General features: G+C 55.8%; 23 protein-coding genes and 1 tRNA gene. 8 read left to right on the forward strand and 16 right to left on the reverse strand.

Going from position 1 to position 22120, the window contains the following annotated elements; all coding sequences use genetic code 11:
- Positions 1–53 precede the first annotated feature (53 nt).
- A complete protein-coding gene (locus H0484_RS08900; RefSeq protein ID WP_226954227.1) occupies positions 54–1190 on the reverse strand; it encodes an ABC transporter substrate-binding protein in 1137 nt (378 codons plus the stop codon).
- A gap of 132 nt (positions 1191–1322) precedes the next feature.
- Here H0484_RS08900 and H0484_RS08905 point away from each other — a divergent pair, with 132 nt between their 5' ends.
- Positions 1323–1841, forward strand: a complete 519-nt coding sequence (locus tag H0484_RS08905) for a MarR family winged helix-turn-helix transcriptional regulator (protein ID WP_226954228.1) — start codon at positions 1323–1325, stop codon at positions 1839–1841.
- 90 nt (positions 1842–1931) lie between these two features.
- Positions 1932–2426, forward strand: coding sequence for a MarR family winged helix-turn-helix transcriptional regulator (locus H0484_RS08910; RefSeq protein WP_226954229.1), 495 nt, complete (start codon positions 1932–1934; stop codon positions 2424–2426).
- Positions 2427–2474: 48 nt separating this feature from the next.
- Here H0484_RS08910 and H0484_RS08915 read toward each other — a convergent pair whose 3' ends face one another.
- The 4 genes from H0484_RS08915 to H0484_RS08930 form a co-directional block, all read right to left on the reverse strand.
- Positions 2475–3245: an ABC transporter ATP-binding protein gene (locus tag H0484_RS08915; protein WP_226954230.1), complete on the reverse strand. Its 771-nt coding sequence runs from the start codon at positions 3243–3245 to the stop codon at positions 2475–2477.
- A 19-nt stretch (positions 3246–3264) separates the two neighbouring features.
- Positions 3265–4014, reverse strand: coding sequence for a molybdate ABC transporter substrate-binding protein (gene modA / locus H0484_RS08920; RefSeq protein ID WP_226954231.1), 750 nt, complete (start codon positions 4012–4014; stop codon positions 3265–3267).
- A gap of 9 nt (positions 4015–4023) precedes the next feature.
- Positions 4024–4710 (reverse strand): molybdate ABC transporter permease subunit, encoded by a 687-nt coding sequence (modB, locus tag H0484_RS08925; RefSeq protein ID WP_226954232.1) that lies wholly within the window; start codon positions 4708–4710, stop codon positions 4024–4026.
- A gap of 68 nt (positions 4711–4778) precedes the next feature.
- Complete coding sequence (locus H0484_RS08930) at positions 4779–5135, reverse strand: winged helix-turn-helix domain-containing protein (protein ID WP_226954233.1); 357 nt, start codon at positions 5133–5135, stop codon at positions 4779–4781.
- 143 nt (positions 5136–5278) lie between these two features.
- On the opposite strand from H0484_RS08930, the gene H0484_RS08935 reads away from it, so the two are divergent.
- Both H0484_RS08935 and H0484_RS08940 read left to right on the forward strand, forming a co-directional pair.
- Positions 5279–6103 carry an NAD-dependent epimerase/dehydratase family protein gene (locus tag H0484_RS08935; protein ID WP_226954234.1) on the forward strand — a complete coding sequence of 275 codons (825 nt, stop codon included), beginning with the start codon at positions 5279–5281 and terminating at the stop codon, positions 6101–6103.
- Positions 6104–6128: 25 nt separating this feature from the next.
- Positions 6129–6506: a DUF2628 domain-containing protein gene (locus tag H0484_RS08940; protein WP_226954235.1), complete on the forward strand. Its 378-nt coding sequence runs from the start codon at positions 6129–6131 to the stop codon at positions 6504–6506.
- Positions 6507–6623: 117 nt separating this feature from the next.
- Here the strand turns inward: H0484_RS08940 and cyoD are convergent, their stop codons facing one another.
- From cyoD to H0484_RS08990, 10 genes are all read right to left on the reverse strand, one after another.
- Positions 6624–6980: a cytochrome o ubiquinol oxidase subunit IV gene (gene cyoD / locus H0484_RS08945; protein ID WP_226954236.1), complete on the reverse strand. Its 357-nt coding sequence runs from the start codon at positions 6978–6980 to the stop codon at positions 6624–6626.
- Complete coding sequence (locus H0484_RS08950; protein ID WP_226954237.1) at positions 6977–7660, reverse strand: cytochrome c oxidase subunit 3; 684 nt, start codon at positions 7658–7660, stop codon at positions 6977–6979. The genes cyoD and H0484_RS08950 overlap by 4 nt, the downstream gene beginning before the upstream one ends.
- Positions 7657–9795: a cbb3-type cytochrome c oxidase subunit I gene (locus H0484_RS08955; RefSeq protein ID WP_226954238.1), complete on the reverse strand. Its 2139-nt coding sequence runs from the start codon at positions 9793–9795 to the stop codon at positions 7657–7659. Before H0484_RS08955 ends, H0484_RS08950 begins: the two co-directional genes overlap by 4 nt.
- 1 nt (position 9796) lies before the next feature.
- Entirely contained in the window at positions 9797–10924 is a 1128-nt protein-coding gene (locus H0484_RS08960) for a hypothetical protein (protein ID WP_226954239.1), read from the reverse strand.
- A gap of 146 nt (positions 10925–11070) precedes the next feature.
- Complete coding sequence (locus tag H0484_RS08965; protein WP_226954240.1) at positions 11071–12366, reverse strand: cytochrome c; 1296 nt, start codon at positions 12364–12366, stop codon at positions 11071–11073.
- Between the two features lie 12 nt (positions 12367–12378).
- Positions 12379–12924, reverse strand: coding sequence for a (2Fe-2S)-binding protein (locus tag H0484_RS08970; RefSeq protein WP_226954241.1), 546 nt, complete (start codon positions 12922–12924; stop codon positions 12379–12381).
- Positions 12921–15854, reverse strand: coding sequence for a xanthine dehydrogenase family protein molybdopterin-binding subunit (locus H0484_RS08975; RefSeq protein ID WP_226954242.1), 2934 nt, complete (start codon positions 15852–15854; stop codon positions 12921–12923). Before H0484_RS08975 ends, H0484_RS08970 begins: the two co-directional genes overlap by 4 nt.
- 463 nt (positions 15855–16317) lie before the next feature.
- Positions 16318–16980, reverse strand: coding sequence for a DedA family protein (locus H0484_RS08980; protein WP_226954243.1), 663 nt, complete (start codon positions 16978–16980; stop codon positions 16318–16320).
- Positions 16981–17128: 148 nt separating this feature from the next.
- Positions 17129–17890: an ABC transporter permease gene (locus tag H0484_RS08985; RefSeq protein WP_226954244.1), complete on the reverse strand. Its 762-nt coding sequence runs from the start codon at positions 17888–17890 to the stop codon at positions 17129–17131.
- A complete protein-coding gene (locus tag H0484_RS08990) occupies positions 17887–18810 on the reverse strand; it encodes an ABC transporter ATP-binding protein (protein WP_226954245.1) in 924 nt (307 codons plus the stop codon). Before H0484_RS08990 ends, H0484_RS08985 begins: the two co-directional genes overlap by 4 nt.
- A gap of 155 nt (positions 18811–18965) precedes the next feature.
- Between H0484_RS08990 and H0484_RS08995 the strand changes: the two genes are divergently transcribed.
- Together H0484_RS08995 and H0484_RS09000 are read left to right on the forward strand one after the other, a co-directional pair.
- Positions 18966–19088: an NAD(P)H-hydrate epimerase gene (locus H0484_RS08995; protein WP_226954246.1), complete on the forward strand. Its 123-nt coding sequence runs from the start codon at positions 18966–18968 to the stop codon at positions 19086–19088.
- Positions 19089–19102: 14 nt separating this feature from the next.
- Positions 19103–20077, forward strand: coding sequence for an Lnb N-terminal periplasmic domain-containing protein (locus H0484_RS09000; RefSeq protein ID WP_226954247.1), 975 nt, complete (start codon positions 19103–19105; stop codon positions 20075–20077).
- A gap of 221 nt (positions 20078–20298) precedes the next feature.
- Here the strand turns inward: H0484_RS09000 and H0484_RS09005 are convergent.
- Positions 20299–20388: transfer RNA gene (locus H0484_RS09005), tRNA-Ser, on the reverse strand.
- Between the two features lie 148 nt (positions 20389–20536).
- On the opposite strand from H0484_RS09005, the gene H0484_RS09010 reads away from it, so the two are divergent.
- Together H0484_RS09010 and yaaA are read left to right on the forward strand one after the other, a co-directional pair.
- Positions 20537–21319: a 3-hydroxybutyrate dehydrogenase gene (locus H0484_RS09010; RefSeq protein WP_255644718.1), complete on the forward strand. Its 783-nt coding sequence runs from the start codon at positions 20537–20539 to the stop codon at positions 21317–21319.
- A gap of 16 nt (positions 21320–21335) precedes the next feature.
- Complete coding sequence (gene yaaA / locus H0484_RS09015; protein ID WP_226954248.1) at positions 21336–22109, forward strand: peroxide stress protein YaaA; 774 nt, start codon at positions 21336–21338, stop codon at positions 22107–22109.
- Positions 22110–22120: the final 11 nt, after the last annotated feature.

The following is a 22120-nucleotide window of genomic DNA, read 5'->3' on the forward strand; positions in this document are numbered from 1 at the left end:
GTGGGGCAGGCGTTCGTCATGGAGTACGAACGACCGCCCCACCAGGGTGCCGATTAGTTCACCAGCTTCCAGTCGTTGTCACTGGGAGTCAGCATGACCCGCGCATCCGGTCCAAAGCCCCAATGATCGGTCGGGGTGTAGTGCAGCACCCCCTTGGTCACGGTAATGGGGCCAAAGCTTTCCAGTGCGTCACGCAGCGCCTTACGGAATTCAGGAGTACCGGGCTTGGCTGTTTTCAGGGCTACCGGCACGATTTGCTCAAGCACTAGACCAAAGTCGTAGATGTGGGCAGCAAACTGGGTACGCGAACCCGGGCCGTGCTTGGTTTCGTACTGTTTGACGAAGGCCAGCGCGTTTTCTTTGCCAGGGTGGCTATCGGCCAATTGCTCGGGCACTTGCTCGGGGCCGGAAATGATCAGGGCGTCTTTGGCGTCAGCACCCGCCAGGCGCAGGAAATCAGGCGATACCGAGGCTGGGGAGTGATAGATTTTGCCTTGATAGCCGCGCTCTTTGAGTGCTTTTTGGGGCAGGGCGGCGCCGCCGCCGATGGCGACGACGATAACGGCATCGGGGTTGCTGGCGACGACGCTCAGGGCTTGGCCGGCAACACTGTTGTCTGCCCGGGTGAAGCGCTCGGTGGACACGATTTCTATGCCCGCTGCGGCAGCCTTCTCTTTGAAGGCTTGCAGATAGGATTCACCATAAGCGTCTGACAAACCCAGAAAGCCCAGACGTTTGACGCCGTTGTTCTTCATATGCTCGATCAGGCCGTCGGTGTAGTAGCGCGCGTTCATCACCACACGGAACACCCATTGATCTTTGCCTTCTGGAAGTTCGGCTGGCGCGGGCGAAAGCTGCATGATGCCGGCTTCGTTGGCGACTTGAGCGATAGCGATGGTGGCGGGGGTGTTGGCCGCACCCACGATCAGGTCGGCTTTGTCTTCCACGAAGCGCCAGGCGTTTTTGGTGGCGGCGGTGGGGTCGCCCATATCGTCAAGAATCTGCACCTTGATCTTCTCGCCGGCGATTTCGGTAGGCCAGAATTCGGTAGCATTGCGTACTGGAACCCCTAACGAAGCGCCGGGGCCCGTAAGCGATGTGCTGACGCCGATGTTGATGTCGGCTTGAGCCGGCGTGAATGTCACCGCCGCCAGCAGGCCGGTGGCAAGGGCAAGTTTCTTGAGTTTCATTATTTGTCTCCGGGTAAACCACGTTGCGGGTTGATGTCAGGGTGGTTTATTGTTAACTGCGTTAACATGGTTCGTATGATATCTGCCCCGTAGTCTGTTTCTCTATCAGTGCAAACCCTTGATTGCCCCGACATGTCCAAAAATAAAACTGACGAAAAAAATGTGGTTCCCGAACTGAGCGAAAAGAAAAGGCGTGTCACGCGCACACCGCGCCATGCCAGCACTTTGTCCAAGGAATTCGACATGCTGGACGACTCTCTGGGCTATATCATCAAGCGTGCCCAGGTACGTACCTACGAGGTGCTCTTCGGCCTGCTTGGGTCGGAATCCATTACGCCTGGCCGCATGACGGCGCTTTGTCTGGTTGCCAAGCAGCCCGGCATCAGCCAGTCTGAACTGGCCGAGATGCTCAGCATCACGCGTGCGGCGGTGGTCAAGGTCGTAGACACACTTGAAACCCGCGGTTTTGTGCAGCGGCAATCGATCCCGGATAACCGCCGTACCTATGCGCTGGCAGTCACGCCCGAGGGCTACGACGAATTGCGTCGCCTGACACGTTTGAGCCGCCAATACGAAAAGCAGATCAGTGCTCGTCTGAGCGTAGATGAGCGCAAGCAACTGATGGCCTTATTGCAGCGCGTGGCGCTCTAAACTTTGCGGCGGATACAAGTGGTATAGTGCGCCAGTTGGGCGCAGGGCCAGACGGGTTCGGCAACAGGCCCGAATGTATCGGCGAAAGAGATGGCAACGGAAAAGGTAGTAAGCTCTCGCGGCCTCGCAGAGCCAGTGCAGGAAGGCATCAACCCCCTGGCTGACTCGCTGGCCTATCAAATCAAGCAGACGCAGGTGCGCTGCTACGAAATGCTGTTCGAGCTGCTTGGCCCTCAATCTTTGTCGCCAGGGCGCATGACCGCGCTCAGTCTTATCGGCAACTATCCCGGTATCAAGCAGTCCGAGCTGGCTGAACACCTGCGCGTCAACCGCGCCAGTGTGGTCAAGGTTATCGATAGCCTACAGGCCTTGGGCTTTGTTGAGCGCGGCTCCATCCCCGGAGACCGGCGTAGCCACGCTTTGGCTGTCACCCCGGCAGGGGTGGCCGAGCTGCAGCGTCTTACCCAGTTGATACACAAACACGAAGCCATGATCGCCACAGAGCTGACGCTGGACGAGCGCGACATGCTAATGGGCTTGCTGGCTAAAGTGGCGCGTCAGGCCAAAAGGCGTGGCGACGAATAAGTGCGGTGGATCAGGCCAAAGCCATAGCTTTAGTGGTTTGCGTTGCCTCTATCCCAGCCACGCCTTCAGTTTTTGCCGTCTTGGGTCTATTGGTGCGGGCGACTGCCCCAGTGACTGCGCCAGATGTTCCTTCATCCGCCCATTCTCGACGTCTATCTCGCGCACGATTCGGCCTGCTTCGAACACGAAGGCCACTTGCGCCAGCTGCACTACGTCTTCCGGGTCGTGAGTGATCATCAAGACCGGTATGCCCCACTGCTGGCAGGTAGCGGCCAGCTCGGCGCGCAAGCTGTCTTTTAGCATGGGGTTCAGGGCCGCAAATGGCTCGTCTAACAGCAGTATTCTTGGTTCGCAAGCCAAGGCTCGCGCCAGCGCTACGCGTTGCTGCTGGCCACCCGATAAAGAGCGGGGCAGGCTGTTTTCCATGGCTGATAAGCCGAAGCTTTCAAGTAGGGCTTCAACGCGGTCTCTTTGCTCGTGGCTAGGTCGGCGTTTGTACCAAGAGGTTAGGCCAAACTCGACATTGGCACGCACGCTTAGATGAGGAAACAGTGCGTACTGCTGAAACAAGTAGCCGACCCGTCGTTGCCGGCCCGGTACGTTGATATTGCCCGCATGATCAAACAAGGTTTGGCCATCAATGCAGATGCGCCCGGCGGTAGGCTGCTGCAAGCCCGCTATGGCTTGCAGCGTCGTTGTCTTGCCGGACCCGGAGGGGCCATACAACACAGCGAAACGCGCCTCGGTACTCAGGCGTGCTGAAAGCTCGAAGCGCCTGCGCGCATCAGACAATGTCAGCTGGATGTCCAGATCTATCATGCGGGGCTCGTACAGCGACTTAGGGTTTGCCGAAGCCGTAACGCGCTAGTGCTTCGCGTGCTGCATCGCTGGAAAGATACTGTATGTATTGTTTGGCGACAGCGGGTTCCTTGGTGGCCGCGATGACGGCGATGGGATAAGTAATGGGGGCATGGGTTTTAGGTGTGGCAACGACTTTTACCTTGTCGGCCATCAGGGCGGCATCGGTACGATACACAAAGCCGGCATCCACTTCGCCGCGTGCCACGTAATCCAATACTTGGCGTACGTTGTCAGAGGGAATGTATTTGGGGCTCAAGGTTTCCCAATCGCCCGAGGCTTCCAGTGCCTGCTTGGTGTAGCGGCCCACGGGAACCGTGTCGGTTTTGCCAATGGCAATACGTTGAATGGAGGCGTCTTTCAAGGCGTCCACGCTTTCCACTTTGGATTCCGACTGCGACGGCACGATCAGTACCAGACTGTTGGTCACGAAGTCGGTGCGTGTAGCGGGGTCGATCAGGTTTTGGCTGGCGGCGCGATCCATCGTGGTCTGGTCTGCGCTGGCAAACAAATCGGCGGGTGCGCCTTGCTGAATCTGCTGCAGCAGGCTGCCCGAGGCGCCCGTCGTCATTTCGATGTTGACACCCGGATGGGCTTTCTCGAATTGAGTGTTGATCTCTTTAAAGGCATTAGTGAGGCTGGCCGCGGCTGAAACGATGAGGGTTTGGGCCGAAAGGCTGGCGCTGGCCAGGCCAAGAGCCAAGCCTATGAGTAGTTTACGTTTTTGCATGAGAGTTCCTTAGCGCAGAGATGCTGAACGGTTGAGGAAATGGTTGGACAACAGCAGAATGCTTACGGATATCACACAGGTAAGCATCACCAGTAGTAGCGCACGGCTGTCGTCGCCCGCTTGACTGGCGTTGTAAATGGCCATGGAAAGCGTTTCGGTACGCCCTGGTATAGAACCCGCTACCATCAACGAAGCCCCGAATTCCCCCATGGCGCGAGCAAAGGCCAGCATGGTGCCGGCAAGAATACCCGGCCACGCCAAGGGCAGGCTGACGCGTAAAAAGGTAGAGAAGCCCGATTGCCCCAAAGTGGTAGAGGCGCTTTCCAGATCGTGATCAACGGTGGAGAAGGCGGCGGTGGCCGATTTGAAGACCAGTGGCAAGGCTACGATGGCAGAGGCCAGCACCGCACCCTGCCAATTGAAAATAAGGGTGTAGTCGAAATAATGCTCCAGCCATCCGCCTATCAGGCTATTGCGCCCCACCGCCACCAGAATGCCGTAGCCCACCACGGTAGGCGGCAACACCATAGGCAGAACCAGCAAAGCTTCCAGCAATGAGCGGCAGGGAAAACGGTAGCGGGCGAATAACCAACCCAGTGCTGTGCCCGCCATAAGCGCCACCACGGTAGCCCAAGCCGCGACTTTCAGTGAAAGTATGAGCGGAAACCAATCGAAGGGTGCGACAGAGGAATTCATTCGTTATGTATTTTGGAATATAACGAATTCTCGCATACCCTTGCTGCAGACGACAAGCGTAAGGGAAGTTAGGCCTTAACCAGCTTGGCGAGCGCGTCCAGATCTTCTTTGGCAGCCGCCAGCGCTTTGGATTCTGCGTTGCGGTAAAGCTGAATCAGCTGTCGGCCAGTGTCGGTTAAGCGAGTGCCGCCGCCCGAGGCGCCGCCTTCCGAAGACACCACGGCGGGTTTGGTCATGGAACTGTTGGTTTCATTAACCAGCAACCAAGCGCGGCGATAAGACATATTCAGGTGGCGTGCGGCAGCCGATATGGAACCCGTTTGGTCTATGGCTTCCAGCAAAGTGATTTTGCCTGGGCCGACGGCGATCACCTGATCGCGATAAAGGCGCATCCGCAGGCGTATGTGCAAGTTGTCGTTTTTCATTTGAGTCAATGGCCACAAAGCGCGCATCAGGGCGCCGATAGTCTCGTAGTGTAGACTCGTTTGCTTGTTGGCTCCATGCCTGAATAGGTTGGCATGGCAAAGGCCGGAAACCGCCTTTTCTCAAACTCAGTGGGAAACCAAGCATGGACATTCTTTACGCAGGGGCGGGCAAGCTGGCCACCGGCTGCGCCGCTCAGATGAAATCCACCGCGCGATCTCAATGGGCCGTACGTCGTACGCCACGCACCGGGGTTTCGCCCTTCGATATGTCTTTTACTGCCGACCTTGCTCAGGCGCAGACATGGAAACTGCCCGCTTCCCCGACCCACGTGCTGTATACCGCCACACCTTCTGGGCGTACGCCACAGGCTTACCGGGCGGTTTATCAAGAGGCCTTGCAGCGTCTCATCGACCGTCTGGATCTATCCGCTTTGCAGCGTTTTGTCTTCGTTTCCTCGACGGCTGTGTATGCCCCTGGCACCGAGTGGGTGAATGAAGACAGCCCCACTGAGCCGCCGGCATTCAATGGGCAGGCTTTGCTTGCCGCCGAGCAATTTCTTCATCAGGCTCTGGGTGATAAATTAGTGATTCTGCGCTTGGCCGGTTTGTACGGCCCCCAGCGAGTCCAGTTATTTGAACGCTTACGAGCAGGCCGTGCGGTGGTTCCCAGCGGAGAAGGGCACTGGGTCAATCGTCTGCATGACGATGACGCCGTCCATCTGTGCGCCTGGGCGTTGAGACTAGGCGTGCCTGCGGGCATCTATCTGGGCGTAGACAATACGCCCATGGAAATCGCCCAGTTGTACGATACACTTGCGACGTGGTTAAAGGCTCCCCCCGTAGCCAGGGGGCTGCACGAACCTCCAACTGGCAAACGTTTATCCAATCAAGGTATCACCGGCCTGGGTTTTCGCTTGCAATGGCCTTCCACGTTCGAGGGCTATCGCCATCTTTTGTCCAAGCCATAGCCGCATCCGCACACAGGAATGTTTCATGAAGCAGTACAGGATATTCAGACACCCCGTCGGTACAGTCGAAGCCATCAAACAGGGCTGGTCTTGGCCGGCATTTTTCTTCAATTTTATTTGGGCCTTCGTCAAAAAATTGTGGAAACTGGGTGTGACGGTTTTGGTTTTGGCCTTTGCCATCGGCATAATTCTTGACGCGATTGCCGAACCCCCGATTGCAGAGACTTTGTCCAATATTGTGGGTATCCTGATCTCGCTGTTGTTCGGCCTGCGTGGCAATATCTGGCGCGAACAAAACCTGCTGGCTCGCGGTTTCGAGCATGTCGATTCCCTGCGTGCGCCTAATCCAGAAAGTGCAATCGCGGCTTATCTCAAGCCTTCCGATTCACCGTCCACAGATTAAAAGCGGGCTGTCCTGCCGCCCTGACTGCGGCAGAGGATAAAAAAGGCATCTCAGCGCTAAGGCTGGATGCCTTTAATATTTGTAATGGCCAGGCCGTTTCTGTTCATGCGGCTGACATCACATGCCCATGCCCGACATCATGTCCATCATGCGCGTAGCCAGATTGGCCATAACCCAAAGCGTTCCAGCTATCAGGAAAAACAATAAGGACCCTGAAAAGAGCAGCAGCAACAGGTCTTCGCGATGCTGTTTCCAGCCCACATGCAAGAAATAACGAAAATGCACCAGCATTTGAATAAGGGCAAAAACACCTATTATCACAAGAGTGGACGTTCGGCTCAGAGACTGAAAATAAACCAAGCCAAACGGAATCACAGTCAGTACCAAGGCTGCAATAAGCCCCCATACATAAGACATGCGGTCTTTGTGTTCTTCAGCAGACAACTTCATTTGGTCTGTGCTGTTATTACTCATGCCAAACCTCCGAGATAGACGACTGAGAACAGGAAAATCCATACGATATCAAGGAAATGCCAGAATATCGCAAGCCGCATTATGCCTAGCTTGGTCTTGTCATCCATGCCGTGCATGCCTATCTGGATCAGCATGCAGACCAGCCAGATGCAACCCGCAGTCACATGCAAGCCATGCAAGGGCACCAAGCCATAAAAACTTGACAGAAAGCCGCTACGTTGTGGCGTTGCCCCCATGGCGAACATCGCACTAAAGTCTTGCCACTCTAAAATCAGAAACGCCACACCGAGCAAACCGGTAACGGCCAGCCAAGCCACAATGGTGGAAGTGGCGCGACGATACTTCATCGCGACAGTAGCCATGCCAAATGTAAAGCTGCTGGCCAACAGCAACATGGTTTCTATAAATGCCGGGCCCAGATGAAAAATATCTCTAGGGGTTGGCCCTCCGGCAAAGCCATGTGGGATCATGGTTCCATAGGTTGCAAAAGCCATGCCGAATAAAATGGCATCGCTCATCATAAAAACCCAGAACCCAAAAACCAGAGACTGCGCCTTCTGGTCTGCACTTGAGTGCTGCGCCCCCAAATTCAAACCGGGGTACTCAAAGGTCTGCATATTTCCCGGGGCTTCTATGACCGAATTTGGATCTCTGAACAGTTTCATTACTCTGTTTGTCATGCCGTAGCCCCTACTGTTGCTGAGGAAGCAGATGGAGATGCTTGTTCCAGCGCGGCTAGCCCAACGTTAGCGCTGGTGTTTTCTTCGGCGCGCGTGACTGCACGAGCGTCCAGCGCGGCCTGAATCCAAGCCTCGTGTTGTGCTTTGACTTCCGCTGCGGGTATTACCTTGGTTTCGTCGCGTTCAAAGCCGCGCAATATCATGGCCCCGATACATATCAGCAAGGTCAATATCACCAGCCACCAAATCTGCCACGTCAGGCCGAAGAACACAAAGAATGCCGCAACACCAATCACGGGCCCCATGGCGCTGTTTTTGGGTAAGTGGATGTCTTCATAGCTGTTAGGGTTCACGTATGCCACGCCTGCTTCTTTGCAAGCCATGAACTGATCCAGATTGTTAATCGTCGGTATGACGGCAAAGTTATATTCCGGCGGAGGTGAGGGAGTTGCCCATTCCATACTACGTCCGTCCCATGGGTCGCCGATAGGCACACGGTTTTCATTCCGCTGCTTGAATGACACCCACAGCTGAATCAAAAGAGTCACTACGGCGGCGAAAACGATCACCCAGCCTATGAATGCGACAACAGTAAAAGGCACATAACTGGGTTCTGTAAACGATACAGAACGACGTGGCAGCCCCATAAGCCCAAGCACATACAGAGGGAAGAACGCCGTAGTCCAGCCAATGATCCAGCACCAAGCTGAGGTACGTCCCCAGAACTCATTCAAACGGAAGCCGAATGCTTTTGGAAACCAGTAGTTGAAACCAGCCAACATGCCAAAAAGGACACCAGGAACAGCCATATTATGGAAGTGGGCCACCAGAAATACGGTATTGTGAACCTGATAATCCAGGGTTGGATTGGCCAGCATAATGCCTGTGATTCCGCCAAGCACGAACAGGAAAATAAAGCCTATGCCGTAAACCATTGGGGTGGTAAACCGAATACGGCCGCGGAACATGGTGAGCAACCAGTCGTAGACCTTAACCCCGGTAGGAATACCGATCAGCATGGATGCAATGCCGAACACTGCATTGATATGGCCGGACTGACCCATGGTAAAGAAGTGATGCACCCAAACCAGAAAGGACAGGAATGCTATGGACATGGATGCCCAAACCATGGACTTATAACCAAATAGCGCCTTGCCCGAATAGGTGGAAAACACCTCAGAGTAAACACCATATGCGGGCAGAATCAATATGTAGACTTCGGGGTGCCCGAAAATCCAGAACATATTCGCAAAGTTCATTGGATTGCCACCCATACCATTGGTAAAAAAGTGGAAATCCAAATAGCGATCCAGCGCCAACTGTGCCGTCACTACGGTAAGAGGCGGCATCGCAAACAGCATGATCACGCCCGCGCCTAGCGCCGTCCAGGTAAAAAGCGGCATGTGATACAGCTTCATGCCGGGGGCGCGCAATTTGAAAACCGTGGCAATAATATTGACTGCGGTTAACGTACTGCCGATAGAGGATAAGGTGAGAGACCAAATCCAGTAATCTACCCCTACACCAGGGTTAAAGATGGTTTCGGTATAAGGTGGGTAACCAAACCAGCCACCGGTGGAGAATTCGCCGATGACCAGTGAAATCATGACCATCATGGCGCCAGCTGCAACCAGCCATAGCCCTATTAAGTTCAGACGCGGAAAGGCGACATCCCGGGCACCAATTTGTAAAGGCACAATGTAGTTAATCAGGCCTGACAAAAATGGCATGACCACAAAAAACAACATGATGGTGCCGTGAGTGGTGAATAGCTGCGCGTAGTGATCGGCCTCGAGAAACCCGCCATTCAGCCCGACCATCTGCTGCCCACGCATAACGCCAGCTTCTATGATCGCGCGCGCCATCATGACTATGGCCAACACGATATACATAATACCGATGCGTTTATGGTCGACACTGGTCAGCCAGTCAAACCACAATGAGCGCCATCCGCGAAACACGGTCAGCAATATGGCAACGAAAAGGGCACCCAACACAACAATGGCTGCAGCCCCCGAACCAATCAAGCCATTAACCAAGGCGCCCGGGGCGTCACTGGTAAGTTTGCTGATAAAAGGAAACGCAGTATCAACATCACCCAAAAGCCCCAAAGGATGCTCAAATAGTCCCGCCATATTATTCCCCTAAAACATAATCAGAGCCGGGCGAACACGTCGCCAGTAAGGCTAAGGCAAGAGCATCATTTTTTTCATTTGGCGCTCGATAGCCGGGCGGTATATCAACGCCGTCTTCCATCATTTGCATAACCACCTTATGAAAAAAATGCTTGTCTACTTCTGTAAAGTAGACACTGCCATCGGCTGTGCTTGCCTGTGGAAAGGCGGCACTTAGCGCTTTCTGATTAGCACGTTGCGAGAGCGTTTGAACCGCCTTGGCATTAAATGGCTGACCTTGTGTGCGGGCTTGTTCCACCCACTGATCAAAGTTGGCATCAGTCATGGCCACGGCAGTAAATTTTTGCTCGTGAAAACCATCGCCGTTGTACATCGTGTTCATGCCCAGAAAGCGACCTGGCTGATAGGCTGCGTAATTCAGTTTGGTGACCATGCCGGCCATGGCATAAATCTGGCTGCCTAAAGCAGGCACCCACAACGACTGCATATTGCCTGCAGTCGTCAGCTCCATGGACAAGGGGCGATCTGCGGGAAAAGCCAGCGTCCCAACACTGGCAATACCCAGTTCGGGATAAATGAACAACCATTTCCAGTCATAACCTATGACCTGGACTTTGGTTGGTGCTTCGGCAGAGGCAATCGGTCGATAGGGATCCAGATCTTCGGTTGACTGCCAGACAAGCGTACCTATGATTATTACTATAACCAAGGGCCCGCCCCAGTTGATGAACTCAAGAGGGGCGAAGAAATTCCAATGTGGGGAATACTTGCGGCCTGCTTTCTTGGCTGCGGAATAACGATAGCGAAACATAATGATCGTTACCGCAACGAAAACCGGCAAAGCGACAAACGCCAACAAGATGGCCACTACTAACCACCAGTGTTGCATTTGCTTATCGGCAATGATCCCCTGAGGATTGAGAAAGCTCATATGTAGCTCTTCCGCCCCTACGGGCGCACACATAAGCAACAGAGAGATAACTGCCAACATCATAATAACGGCATTACGATGTATGCCGTCCGGCCACGCCCTATGGTTCACTTGACACCTTCCAAACAAGAATAATCTTCGGACCTTGAATTTATTCATTCTGGCATCAGAGCCCATGCTTTTTTTCAAGTTAGCCATACTTACTCTTTTATAGAATAACTAGGATTGAAAGGATGCTCTCAAGTTTCTTATCCCAACTTAATGGAAGAAAATGATCCGTAGATGGCTCGCAAGGCGTGGGCCGAGTAAAGCGATCTTTATCTTCCAGCCCATCTAAGCTTGGTTTATTGCTTGGCGCGAATCGCCTGAACCTGCGCCGCGGTCACGGCTTCCTCTTGTCCGCCCCACTGAGCACGCATCCAACTTGCCAATAGCGCAATATCTTCGTTGTTCATCCTATCGGCAAAGCCGGGCATGGCGTACATACGCTGGTTGCCAGTGAAGGTTTGGGTGTCAATACCCTGCAATATCACAGTGATCAGATTGCTCGGGTTGCTCATCATGACCGCCGTGTTGCCGTCCATAGGAGGCGCGACGTTGGGAATCCCTTCACCTTGAGCGCCATGGCAGCCCGCACAGGCGGAAGCATAGTGATAGCGTCCGGGTTGCAACAGAGGCTGGGATGCTTGCGCTAAAGGTGCAGGGCCGGGAGGAGGAGTGAGCAACTGGCCGTTTTCATCGGTCATCAAATAGGTGGCGATGGCGTCAATATCTGCCGGCTCCATTTCGCTCGTAGAAAAATGAACGACGGTGTACATACCGCCGAAGGCGGTACCCTGTGCCGACATGCCCGTACGCAGATACTGACTCAGGGACGCGGCATCAAAGCCGCGCTGAGCCAAGGTCTCAGCGGTAATATTCGGAACCACTAAGCCGTCAACGATGTCGCCCCCTTGGAAGTGCTTGTCAAAAGAGACACCCATCGTCAGGTTGCGGGGGGTGTGACAGGAAGCACAATGACCCAGGCCTTCCACCAGATAGGCGCCACGCAACCATTGTTCAGATGCGCCTTCTCGGGTGGGCGGCTGGCGCTTGGGGAAGTTGATCAATGTCCAGAAATTCATGAACGGCCTCACCGGCAGCGTGAACACCCCGGTGTTAGGGACATTCGGCTCCGCAATCGGTGGCAGGCTCATCATGTACGCATACAGGGCATCGATATCCTCCGTGCGTGTCACGTGCGTAAACACGAATGGCATGCCGGGGTACAGATTACGATTGCCCGGGGCGATGCCATCACGAAGCACCCGGTGGAAATCTTCCCGCGTGTATTGGCCGATGCCATAGGTGGGGTCGGGTGTGATGTTGGTCGAATGCAAGGTCCCAAAAGGCGTAGCGATCGGCACGCCGCCGGCTGCCTTCGGGCCTTCAGTCTTCGAGTGACAGCCGAAACAGTCACCCGCCAAGGCCAACTCGCGGCCACGAGGCAGGAGCTCTTGTTTTTGCGCCTCTGTCAGCGCTTGTTTAACGTCAGGGCTGACACTGGAGGTGCGGAACAGGCCGAACAAAACAGCCAGTGCCAACAACACCAACACAATCAGAATAAGAACTAGCACATTTCGCAAGCCACGGCGTTTCATCGTCGGAATCCCCTACTCGATGACGCAGCCAGGTGTCTTGAGCGCGACATCCTGAACCGCCTGGTAATAACGCACATACCCTGTGCAACGACAAATATGATCGTTCAGCGCGGCTTCGATGCGACTTTGCAGGTCTGCACGTTTAACAGGCTGGCGCTTGAGTGACTCGATGAAAATAGTCGCGGCAGTGACGAACCCGGGCGTGCAATATCCACATTGAAACGAAAAGTGTTCGATAAACGCTTGTTGTACCGGGCTTAGTTCTTGCAGCCTTCCTTGCTCATCGCGCTTGGCGTGCCCTTCAATCGTAACTATTGTTTTTCCGTTGAAAAAATGCGCGTCATAAATACAGGTGCGGCTCTCAATGGGGGTGCCGTCAGGCTGAATCTCCATGATGGTACAGGCATGACAGATGCCTTGCCCGCAACCAAAGCGTGTGCCTGTCAAGTTCAGCTGCTCGTGCAGGAAATCGATCATGGGCATGCCGACCGGCGTATCCACAGGGCCGATTTTATTGCCGTTGATGGTCAGGGCTAGCGGCCGTTTTTCAATGCTCATATTGTCAAAGCCTTTTTGATCTTGGCGGGCGTTATCGGCAGCTGATAAAAGCGGGAGCCAATAGCATGAGTGATGGCATTGCCCGTTGCGGCAACGACAGGAATCATTACCACTTCAGCTAGACCTTTTGGCGGAGAGCTGTCTGCGAGGGGGGCAAGGTATTCCGCTGTTTGCGTCCATACGGCAACATCGACAGCGCGCGGCAGTGTATAGCGGTTGAAGTTCCATGTGCCGTTGCCTGGGCCGTCGCCATAGAGCGGCAGATCTTCCATCAATGCGTGCCCGATGCCCATTGCGACCCCTCCTTGTTGCTGGCCGGAAACCAAGGCCGGCACCACCACATTGCCAGGGTCGAGCAGGCTATGGTGACTCATGATCTCGACTTTTCCCGTGAACGTATTGACGTTCAGCTCTACCAGACAGGCCGCCGGCGTATAGGTCGTGACCCCCGCATTATTACGCTGTGCGGACGGGTACTGCACAGCGCTGCGCTTGATAAAGTCGTAGCCGCCTGTATTCATGCGAGCTTTCAAGGCTTCAGGCGCGCCATCACCGTAGCGCACTGCCAGTGCATCGACCGCAAGGTTGAGGGTGCCCACTCCCGGGATGTCAAAGTCGGCACGCGCCCATTGCCAGCGGCTGAAACAGTGCACGGCAACGCCGGTCACCAGGCCCATCTCATGCGCTTTCCGGGCGATATCGGCAAACGGAATCGGCGTCATGCCGCCGCCACCGATTCCACCGGGAACCACTCGCAAGTCGGCAGCCGTCATGACGCCGCTGGCCAGTTGTCCCCCTGCGGGGCCACTGCTCCATATCGCTTTGGCAGCAGGCCAAACCGTATTTTCAAAAAGGAATTGCGCAGCTTGCTTGGTCCCGAACCCAATAAAGTAAACGCTGTTGGATGCGCTCATCGCGGGCAGAATAGCCGGAACCCAAAAGGGGTCGCGTGAGAGCTCATCTTGCTGCTGCTGAGAAATCGTGAAAGGCTCGAAGTTGCTCTTGAGCGGCAGTTGAGGAAAGTCCGTCTCGCCAAAGATCACTACATCGGGCGCCTTGCCCAACATGCGTTGCACCACCACCTGCTGTGACGAGGTAGCGCCGGTTCCTATTTCCTGCACACAGTGGCGCATTGTGATTTTGCCCTCTGCGTCGAACTCAAGCAGCAAAGCAGAGGTATCCGCACCTGTGCCGTAGTCTTTTTGTACTTGGGCAAAACCTACGCCGTAACGGCGACCGGGGTTGGCGGCGTCATACTTGGCCTTCGCTTGTTCGCGGTTTGTCCACAGCGGATGCTGTGCCGCACGATCCAGCATTTCCACCAGGCGTGGGTCGCCCAACTGTACGGCACCCTGCGTGTTGGGCTCACCCGGACGCAAGGCGTTGCGACGCCTTAATTCGATCGCGTCCATGCCCAGCTCGGCTGCCACTTCGTCGACCAGCAACTCAGTGATCGACATGGCTTGGATAGTGCCGTAGCCACGCATGGAGCCCGCCTCGACGGCTGCCGTCGCTATTGCCGCCGACGAGAGATCCGACTTGGGGAAGTAATAGATGGTTTGGGCTGATGTGGCCGCGACCTGGGCGACCGAGAACGAAAAGTTCGCCCGGCCCCCGCCATTACAGTTATAGAAACCCTTGAGAATTTCAAACTTTCCGGTCTTGCGATCAGCAACCAGCGTCAGGTCGATTTCAATGCTGTGGCGTTTCATCCCCAGCTGAAATTGCTCGTATCTATCGTTGGCCAGGCGCACCGGAAGACCATCGCCATAAAAACAGGCGGCAATGGTGTAAAACGGAAAGATTGAGTGGTCTTTGGAACCGTAGCCGACGGTCGTGCCAGACAGTACTTCGATTTTTTCTACCGGGAAGCGTTTGTTGTCTTTGACCATAAAAGCCGCTACACGCGCGACTTCATATGGGGACTGTGCCGCAATCAAAACATGCAGAGTGCGTGTTGCAGGGTCGTACCAGGCATTGCCATTGTCCGGCTCCATCGCCGACGGGTCTATGGACTGCGAAAAACCTTGGCGCTCGATGACGAGCTTATCGGGGTTATGGCGTGCAGCCTCAATTTCGGCCTCTATGGTGCCGGCTGCCGCCATGCCACGTTTCATAGGCTCATATGTCTCGTGAGCGATGACCTCGGGATCACGCACACCTCCGCCGCCGCGGTGGTGCAGCATGACAGAGTGGGGGATAAACATGCCCTGAGAGTCCGCTGGCGGCCAGGTCGGCGTGTCGCCGTCGAACCCCCCCCAGATAACCGCATCCTGCATAGGCGAAAAAGCGGGCGCGCTGGTAGGGCTATCACCCTGAATGCGCACATAACGGGCGGCGCCGTAATTGGGTGGCGGTTTCAAACCGGTCTGTTTACCGTAGGTGACCGCTTTGGATTCAAATCGCAATCGGCGCTTGGCCGCCTCGAATCGAGCGAAATCCTGATAAACCAACAGCGCTACGGGATGCCCATATAAAGGCGAGGTACTGCCTTTGGGCAGCAGGAAGTTTTTGCCGTAGAACTCAAACCCCAGATCGGCCAGTTCAGGAACTTTCACGCCATCGCGTGCCATGTCCTCGTGCCTGATGACACGATCAGGCTGTAGATCCGGCCCCAGCATAGACAGATCTATGTCTTCAAAAGCATGCTCGACATCTGTGGCTTTCAGGAAAAAACCATGCGCCTGTTTTTCTGGCCAGCCGGGTAGGTCTTTAGCGCGAAAGTCGCGGGCAAATACCTTATCGCCTGTCACTTTGCGGATAGCGTCCCATCGATATTTGACCTCGCCGTCGGGCGTCAGCCATTCGGACGTTTGTGGACCGGAATGAACCTCTCGCGCTTGGACGTTAGGCAATCGACCGAACATGACAGTAATGCCACTGAAGGTCCCCAGCTTGATGAAATTACGCCGTGTTAATTCCAAAGTCATTTCCCCTTTCCCAAAGTCACTACCCCTTCTGGTGGGTAAACCACGCGCTAGGGCTGACTTTACTGGTTGGCTCAGTTACGAAAATATAGGAATACAGAGCGCCAGTAGCACCTTATTTGATAATGCTTACAACTGAAGCGCAATCAAGGTTTTCGCCAATTTTAATAATCAGTAATGAATTGTGAGCTGATTATAAGTCGCTTATATTTCAACGGGGTTTTTTTAATTTCCGACTTGTTCAATATTTAGCGAATCTGTGACGGAAAATTTTCGTATGGCTCTAGTTTTAAGATCGTCCCGATCTTGATTTTCGCATCGTTTGTATAGCTTGAAATAAGCTCGTTGTCTAAGTGCAAAGACCATATTAAGGCTGAAAACCCCGGTGTGGGATAGAGCCGAAGATCAAGTTCCAACAGGAAGCGACCGTTGGCGATGACGCACGGCTAAGGCCTGGCGATTCGTCCTATGGGTGCGAGACTGCCTTGCGCGCCGAGGCCCGGCGATGGCGCAGCCAGGCCAGCATCAACGGCGTCAGCGACAGGGCGACGATACCCAGGATGACTGCCGTCAGGTTGTTCTTGATGAACGGAAAATTGCCGAACCAGTAGCCCAGCATCACCAGCGGGCCTACCCATAAGGCGGCTCCCAGCACGTTGAACGCGGCGAAGCGCCGGTAGGCCATGGGCGCCATGCCGGCCACGAATGGCGCGAACGTGCGCACCAGCGGCATGAAGCGGGCGATGATGATGGTTTTGCCGCCATGGCGTTCGTAAAAGCCGTGGGTATAGTCCAGCGCGCTGCGCTTGAAGAAGCGGCTGTTCGGCCATCGTTCGATGTGTTTGCCGAAGTGCCGGCCTATGGCATAGTTGACCGTATCCCCGAGGACCGCGGCCGCGAACAGGACGGCGGCCACCAGCCATGGGTTCATGCCGCCGCCGGCCGCCAGCGCGCCGGCGATGAACAGAAGGGAGTCGCCGGGCAGGAAAGGCATGACCACCAGGCCGGTTTCGCAAAAGACGATCAGAAACAGAATGGCGTAAATCCAGCCTCCGTATTGGGACAGCAGGGCGGCCAGGTGCTGATCGACGTGCAGGAGGAAGTCCGCCAGAAGGCCGAGGTATTGCATGCATTTACCGGGTAAGGGAACAGCGCGATTGTACCTGCGCGATGCAGAGTCGGCGCCGTGCTGCCTTTACCCCTTACGCCCCTGGTGCTGTCGCTGCTGGGTTTGCTGGACTGGTTCGGGCCGGGTGCGGTGGCGCCTGGGGTCGGCCTCAGTTCTTTAGCCGGTAGCCCGTGCGGAACATCCAGTGCACGATCAGCAGACAGGCCAGCAGGAACAGCAGCGTCATGAACAGGCTCAGTCCCACGCTGACGTCCGCCGTGCCGTAAAAGCTCCAGCGGAAGCCGCTGATCAAGTAGACCACCGGGTTGAACAAGGTAACCTTTTGCCAGAGCGGCGGCAGCATGTCTATGGAATAGAAGCTGCCCCCTAGAAAAGTCAGCGGTGTGATGATCAGCAGTGGAATCAGGTTCAGTTTTTCGAAGCTGTCGGCCCACAGGCCGGTAATGAAGCCGAACAGGCTGAAGGTTGCCGCCGTCAGCGTCAGGAACAGCAGCATCCACCAGGGGTGCAGAATTTGCATGGGCACGAACAGCCTGGCCGTCAGCAGGATGATGGCGGCCAGTATGAGCGCCTTGGTGGCGGCCGCGCCCACGTAGGCCAGCACGATTTCCAGGTACGACACCGGCGCCGAGAGCACCTCGTAGATGGCCCCGGTGAAGCGCGGCATGTAGATGGAGAACGCGGCGTTGGAGATGCTGTGCGTAAGCAGCGACAGCATCACCAGCCCCGGCACAATGAAGGCGCCGTAGCTGATGCCGTTGATTTCGCTGATGCGATGGCCGATAGCGGCCCCGAACACCACGAAATACAGCGAGGTGGAAATGACCGGCGCCAGCACGCTTTGCGCCAGCGTGCGCCGCGTGCGGGCCATTTCCGCCAGGTAGATGGCTGCCATGCTGCGCAGATTCATGCGGTTTCCTGGATGAGGTGGACGAAGATGTCTTCCAGCGAGCTTTGCTGGGTGTGGATGTCTTGGTAGCGCAGGCCGGCTTCGTGCACGGCTTGCAGCAGGCCGGGCACGTCGGGCGCTTCGCGCTTGTCGTAGGTGTGGGTCAGGGTCAGGCCGTCTTCCGAGAGCTGCAGGCCGTGGCTTGCCAGCGCGGGCGGCAGTTGCGCCAGCGGCTCGGCCAGTTGCAGGCGTAGCTGCTTTTTGCCCAGGCGGTGCATCAGCGTCTGTTTTTCTTCCACCAACAGGAGTTCGCCGTGGCGGATGACGCCGATGCGGTCGGCCATTTCCTCGGCTTCTTCTATGTAATGGGTGGTAAGAATGATGGTGACGCCGTCGTTGCGCAGGCGGCGCACCAGTTCCCACATGTCTTTGCGCAAGGCGACGTCCACGCCCGCGGTGGGTTCGTCCAGGAACAGGATGCGCGGCTCGTGCGCCAGGGCCTTGGCGATGAGCACGCGCCGCTTCATGCCGCCGGAAAGCGTCACGATTTTCTTGTCGCGCTTGTCCCAGAGCGACAGGTTGCGCAGCACTTTTTCGAGGTAGGCGGGGTTGGCGGGCTGGCCGAACAGGCCACGACTGTAGCTGACGGCCTGCCACACGGTGGCGAAGGAGTCCAGCGTGATTTCCTGCGGCACCAGGCCGATGGCGGCGCGGGCCTGGCGGTATTGCGTGATGATGTCGTGGCTGTCCACCAGCACCTGGCCGCCGCTGGGCTTGACCAGGCCGCAGATGATGCTGATCAGCGTTGTCTTGCCCGCCCCGTTGGGGCCCAGCAGCGCGAAAATTTCGCCGTGGCGGATTTCCAGCTGTATGGATTTGAGCGCGGTAAAGCCCGAGGCGTAGGTTTTGTCCAGCTCGCGGACGGAAATGGCGGCAACCATGCTTATCCTAAGGTTTCATCGCTTGCGACCGAACCAAGGAGAGACGCGGCTTTGCGAGGCCATCGGCTCACAACTGGTATCCCTATGGACGGACGGGTGGCGATATCATTCCGGATTCGAACTGTACAGTGTAAGTGATGATGGCGGGCAACAACATGAAGAATAGGTATGAAACCGCCTTGCTGACACCGGAGCGCATGACGCGGGCGGTCGCGGTATTGTGCGGGCCCGGCAACAATGGCGGAGACGGCTTCGTCGCGGCGGAGCAATTGCGCTAGTGGGGCTGGCCTTGATGGGTTTTCTGTTGGCAGGATGGGCTTTCCTGGCCTTGTGGTTTCAGGCGTCTTCGCCTTGGCGCATCCCAGCCTTGGTGCTATGCGTGTTGATTGGCGTGGCGACCATGCTTGCCCCTTGGTTGCAACGACGCAAACGGATCTGGTGTGTGGCGGCAGTGGGGTTTGTCGCCACCCTGGCCTGGTGGCAGACCTTGCAGCCGTCGCATGATCGTGTCTGGGCCGATGATGTGGCCAGGCTGATGCATGCCGAGGTCGAGGGCAATACCTTGCGTTTGCACGAGGTGCGCAATTTCGAGTGGCGCAGCGAAACCGATTACACGCCGCGCTGGGAGACGCGTGAGTACGATCTGAATGAACTGGTCTCGGGGGATTTGTTCCTGTCGTATTGGATGGGCCCGGCGATTGCGCATACCTTGGTGTCTTTTGGTTTTGCCGATGGTCGCCAACTGGTGTTTTCGCTGGAGATCCGCAAGGAGAAAGGCGAGTCGTTTTCTGCCATTGCGGGTTTTTTCCGGCAGTACGAGGTGGTGCTGATTGCGGCGGACGAGAACGACATCATTCGCACGCGTACGAATGCGCGCGGCGAAACCGTGCATATGTATCGCTTGAATATGCCGCCCGCCGCGCTGCGCGAGGCCTTGCTGGGGTATGTGCGTGAGGGTGAGCAGATCCGTCGCGAGCCGCGTTTCTACAATAGCCTGACCAGCAATTGCACGACGATTGTGTTTGATTTGGCCAGGCAGATTGCACCAAGCTTGCCGCTGGATTACCGCTTGCTGTTGTCGGGGTATTTTGCCGAATACGCTTTTGATCAGGATGGCCTGACGCCGGGTTTGGATTTCCAGGTGCTGGAGCAAGCAGGCAATATCACCGAGCGTGCCCGGGCTTTTACGGGGACGCCAGAGGCGTTTCCCGCGGCGATACGCGTGGGCGTGCCGGGTGTGCAAGAGCCACCTGATGCCAGGCATTAGCCTTGGAGCAGGCGGCTATCCAGCCATGGTTGCGCGCCTCAGACACTGAGGGGCGGGGCGCCGTCGTCGTCCACCCGGCTGGGAAAAATCGGATGCCGTTATTGAGAATGGTTTTCAAGGGGGAGCTGCTGGATGGCAAGCACACGTTGGCTATACCTTCAGCTATCGGTAAAAGGCGTTGTCGCTTTCCATCACCGGATAGGCAGCTTGGTAAAAGCAAATGGCGGACAGGGTGGGATTCGAACCCACGGTACGCTTGCACGTACGCCTGATTTCGAGTCAGGTACATTCGACCACTCTGCCACCTGTCCGATTTCCACTGCTTCACTTACTGCCCGGGCGCTGTTCGAGTTCCCTCGCCTAGCCCAGTCAAGCCGCGTATTCTAGCAGGAAATTCAGCCCGGCGTTTTCTTTATACTCTACTGAATTAAAAACGCGACACTACGCGAGGGATACATCATGCTGGACGGAAAGAAAGCGATCATCACGGGCTCTACCAGCGGAATAGGGCTGGGCATTGCGCGTGAGTTGGCGGCCAATGGCGCCGACGTAGTGCTGAACGGCTTCGGCGACCCGGCAGCCATAGAAAAAGCACGGGTCAACATAGAGCTTGAGTTCGACGTCAAGGCTTACTACATCAGTGCCGACCTGATGCAAGCCGATGCTACCCGCGCCTTTATCGAACAGGCGGCGCAGCAGTTGGGGGGGCTGGATATTCTGGTCAACAATGCCGGTATTCAACATACCGATCTCATCGAGGATTTTCCCACCGAACGCTGGGATGCGGTGATTGCCCTGAATCTTTCCGCCGTGTTTCATGGCATGGCGGCTGCTGTGCCTATCATGAAGCGCAAGGGGTGGGGGCGTTTGATCAATATTGCCTCGGCGCATGGTCTGGTGGCTTCTGAGCGCAAAGCCGCCTACGTGGCTGCGAAGCATGGTGTCGTGGGTTTGACCAAGGTGGTGGCGCTTGAAACCGCCGGCACGGGTATTACGGCCAATGCCATCTGTCCGGGCTGGGTGCGCACCGAACTTGTCGAGAAACAGATAGAGAACCTGGCCAAGCAGCGTGGGCTTAGCCAAGAAGATGCGGCCAAAGCGTTGCTGGCCGAGAAACAGCCTTCACTGCAATTTGTGACTCCGAAACAGTTGGGGGGAGCCGCCGTTTTTCTGGCTTCCGAGGCTGCTGACCAAATGACCGGTACCACCTTGAGCATGGATGGCGGTTGGACGGCTCGCTAAACAAGGATAATTTGAAATGTTGATGTTGCTTTCCCCCGCCAAAAAGCTGGATTACGACAGCCCCGTGCGGACAACCCTAGATAGCCAGCCGCTTTTTGTTGAACAGGCCTCTGCGCTCATAGACGAGCTGCGCACTAAGTCCCCAGCGGACATAGCCAAACTGATGTCGCTTAGCCCAGCGCTTGCGCAGTTGAACGTAGATCGTTACCAGGCTTGGCAGCCCAAGTTCACTAAGTCAAATTCGCGCCAAGCGGTATTGGCTTTCAATGGGGATGTCTACGAAGGCCTGCGTGCCGAAGAACTCTCAGACGAAAAACTGCAATGGGCTCAGCAGCATTTGGTCATTCTCAGTGGCTTGTATGGGGCCTTGCGCCCACTCGATCTCATACAGCCATATCGGCTGGAAATGGGGACCAAACTGAGCAATCCCCAGGGTGCCAATCTTTACAGCTATTGGGGAGCCTCCATCGCTCAGTATCTTAATCAACGCCAAGAAGGCGATGAGCAGCCGTGGGTGCTTAATCTGGCTTCCGAAGAGTATTTCAAGGTGGTGGATCGTAAAGTTCTGCGTGCCAAGGTTGTGCAGTGTGTATTCCAAGACTATAAAAACGACGCCTGGAAGATCATCAGCTTTTACGCCAAGCGTGCGCGAGGCTTGATGGCGCGTTACGTTATCGATCAAGGCGCGCAAGAACTCGAGGCGCTCAAAGATTTCAATGCGGAAGGCTACGCCTATGATGCCAAGGCATCAGCGGCGGATAAACTGGTTTTTCGTCGTAAAGAAGCCTGAAAGCTCTTGTC

Origin of the sequence: Mesopusillimonas faecipullorum, from assembly GCF_020539505.1 — a bacterium.
Lineage (GTDB): Bacteria > Pseudomonadota > Gammaproteobacteria > Burkholderiales > Burkholderiaceae_B > Mesopusillimonas > Mesopusillimonas faecipullorum.

Coding starts and splice junctions, on each gene's coding strand:
- H0484_RS08900 (WP_226954227.1), bottom strand. CDS start 1,190: ATGAAACTCAAGAAACTTGCCCTTGCCACCGGCCTGCTGGCGGCGGTG.
- H0484_RS08905 (WP_226954228.1), top strand. CDS start 1,323: ATGTCCAAAAATAAAACTGACGAAAAAAATGTGGTTCCCGAACTGAGC.
- H0484_RS08910 (WP_226954229.1), top strand. CDS start 1,932: ATGGCAACGGAAAAGGTAGTAAGCTCTCGCGGCCTCGCAGAGCCAGTG.
- H0484_RS08915 (WP_226954230.1), bottom strand. CDS start 3,245: ATGATAGATCTGGACATCCAGCTGACATTGTCTGATGCGCGCAGGCGC.
- modA (WP_226954231.1), bottom strand. CDS start 4,014: ATGCAAAAACGTAAACTACTCATAGGCTTGGCTCTTGGCCTGGCCAGC.
- modB (WP_226954232.1), bottom strand. CDS start 4,710: ATGAATTCCTCTGTCGCACCCTTCGATTGGTTTCCGCTCATACTTTCA.
- H0484_RS08930 (WP_226954233.1), bottom strand. CDS start 5,135: ATGAAAAACGACAACTTGCACATACGCCTGCGGATGCGCCTTTATCGC.
- H0484_RS08935 (WP_226954234.1), top strand. CDS start 5,279: ATGGACATTCTTTACGCAGGGGCGGGCAAGCTGGCCACCGGCTGCGCC.
- H0484_RS08940 (WP_226954235.1), top strand. CDS start 6,129: ATGAAGCAGTACAGGATATTCAGACACCCCGTCGGTACAGTCGAAGCC.
- cyoD (WP_226954236.1), bottom strand. CDS start 6,980: ATGAGTAATAACAGCACAGACCAAATGAAGTTGTCTGCTGAAGAACAC.
- H0484_RS08950 (WP_226954237.1), bottom strand. CDS start 7,660: ATGACAAACAGAGTAATGAAACTGTTCAGAGATCCAAATTCGGTCATA.
- H0484_RS08955 (WP_226954238.1), bottom strand. CDS start 9,795: ATGGCGGGACTATTTGAGCATCCTTTGGGGCTTTTGGGTGATGTTGAT.
- H0484_RS08960 (WP_226954239.1), bottom strand. CDS start 10,924: ATGGCTAACTTGAAAAAAAGCATGGGCTCTGATGCCAGAATGAATAAA.
- H0484_RS08965 (WP_226954240.1), bottom strand. CDS start 12,366: ATGAAACGCCGTGGCTTGCGAAATGTGCTAGTTCTTATTCTGATTGTG.
- H0484_RS08970 (WP_226954241.1), bottom strand. CDS start 12,924: ATGAGCATTGAAAAACGGCCGCTAGCCCTGACCATCAACGGCAATAAA.
- H0484_RS08975 (WP_226954242.1), bottom strand. CDS start 15,854: ATGACTTTGGAATTAACACGGCGTAATTTCATCAAGCTGGGGACCTTC.
- H0484_RS08980 (WP_226954243.1), bottom strand. CDS start 16,980: ATGCAATACCTCGGCCTTCTGGCGGACTTCCTCCTGCACGTCGATCAG.
- H0484_RS08985 (WP_226954244.1), bottom strand. CDS start 17,890: ATGAATCTGCGCAGCATGGCAGCCATCTACCTGGCGGAAATGGCCCGC.
- H0484_RS08990 (WP_226954245.1), bottom strand. CDS start 18,810: ATGGTTGCCGCCATTTCCGTCCGCGAGCTGGACAAAACCTACGCCTCG.
- H0484_RS08995 (WP_226954246.1), top strand. CDS start 18,966: ATGAAGAATAGGTATGAAACCGCCTTGCTGACACCGGAGCGCATGACG.
- H0484_RS09000 (WP_226954247.1), top strand. CDS start 19,103: ATGGGTTTTCTGTTGGCAGGATGGGCTTTCCTGGCCTTGTGGTTTCAG.
- H0484_RS09010 (WP_255644718.1), top strand. CDS start 20,537: ATGCTGGACGGAAAGAAAGCGATCATCACGGGCTCTACCAGCGGAATA.
- yaaA (WP_226954248.1), top strand. CDS start 21,336: ATGTTGATGTTGCTTTCCCCCGCCAAAAAGCTGGATTACGACAGCCCC.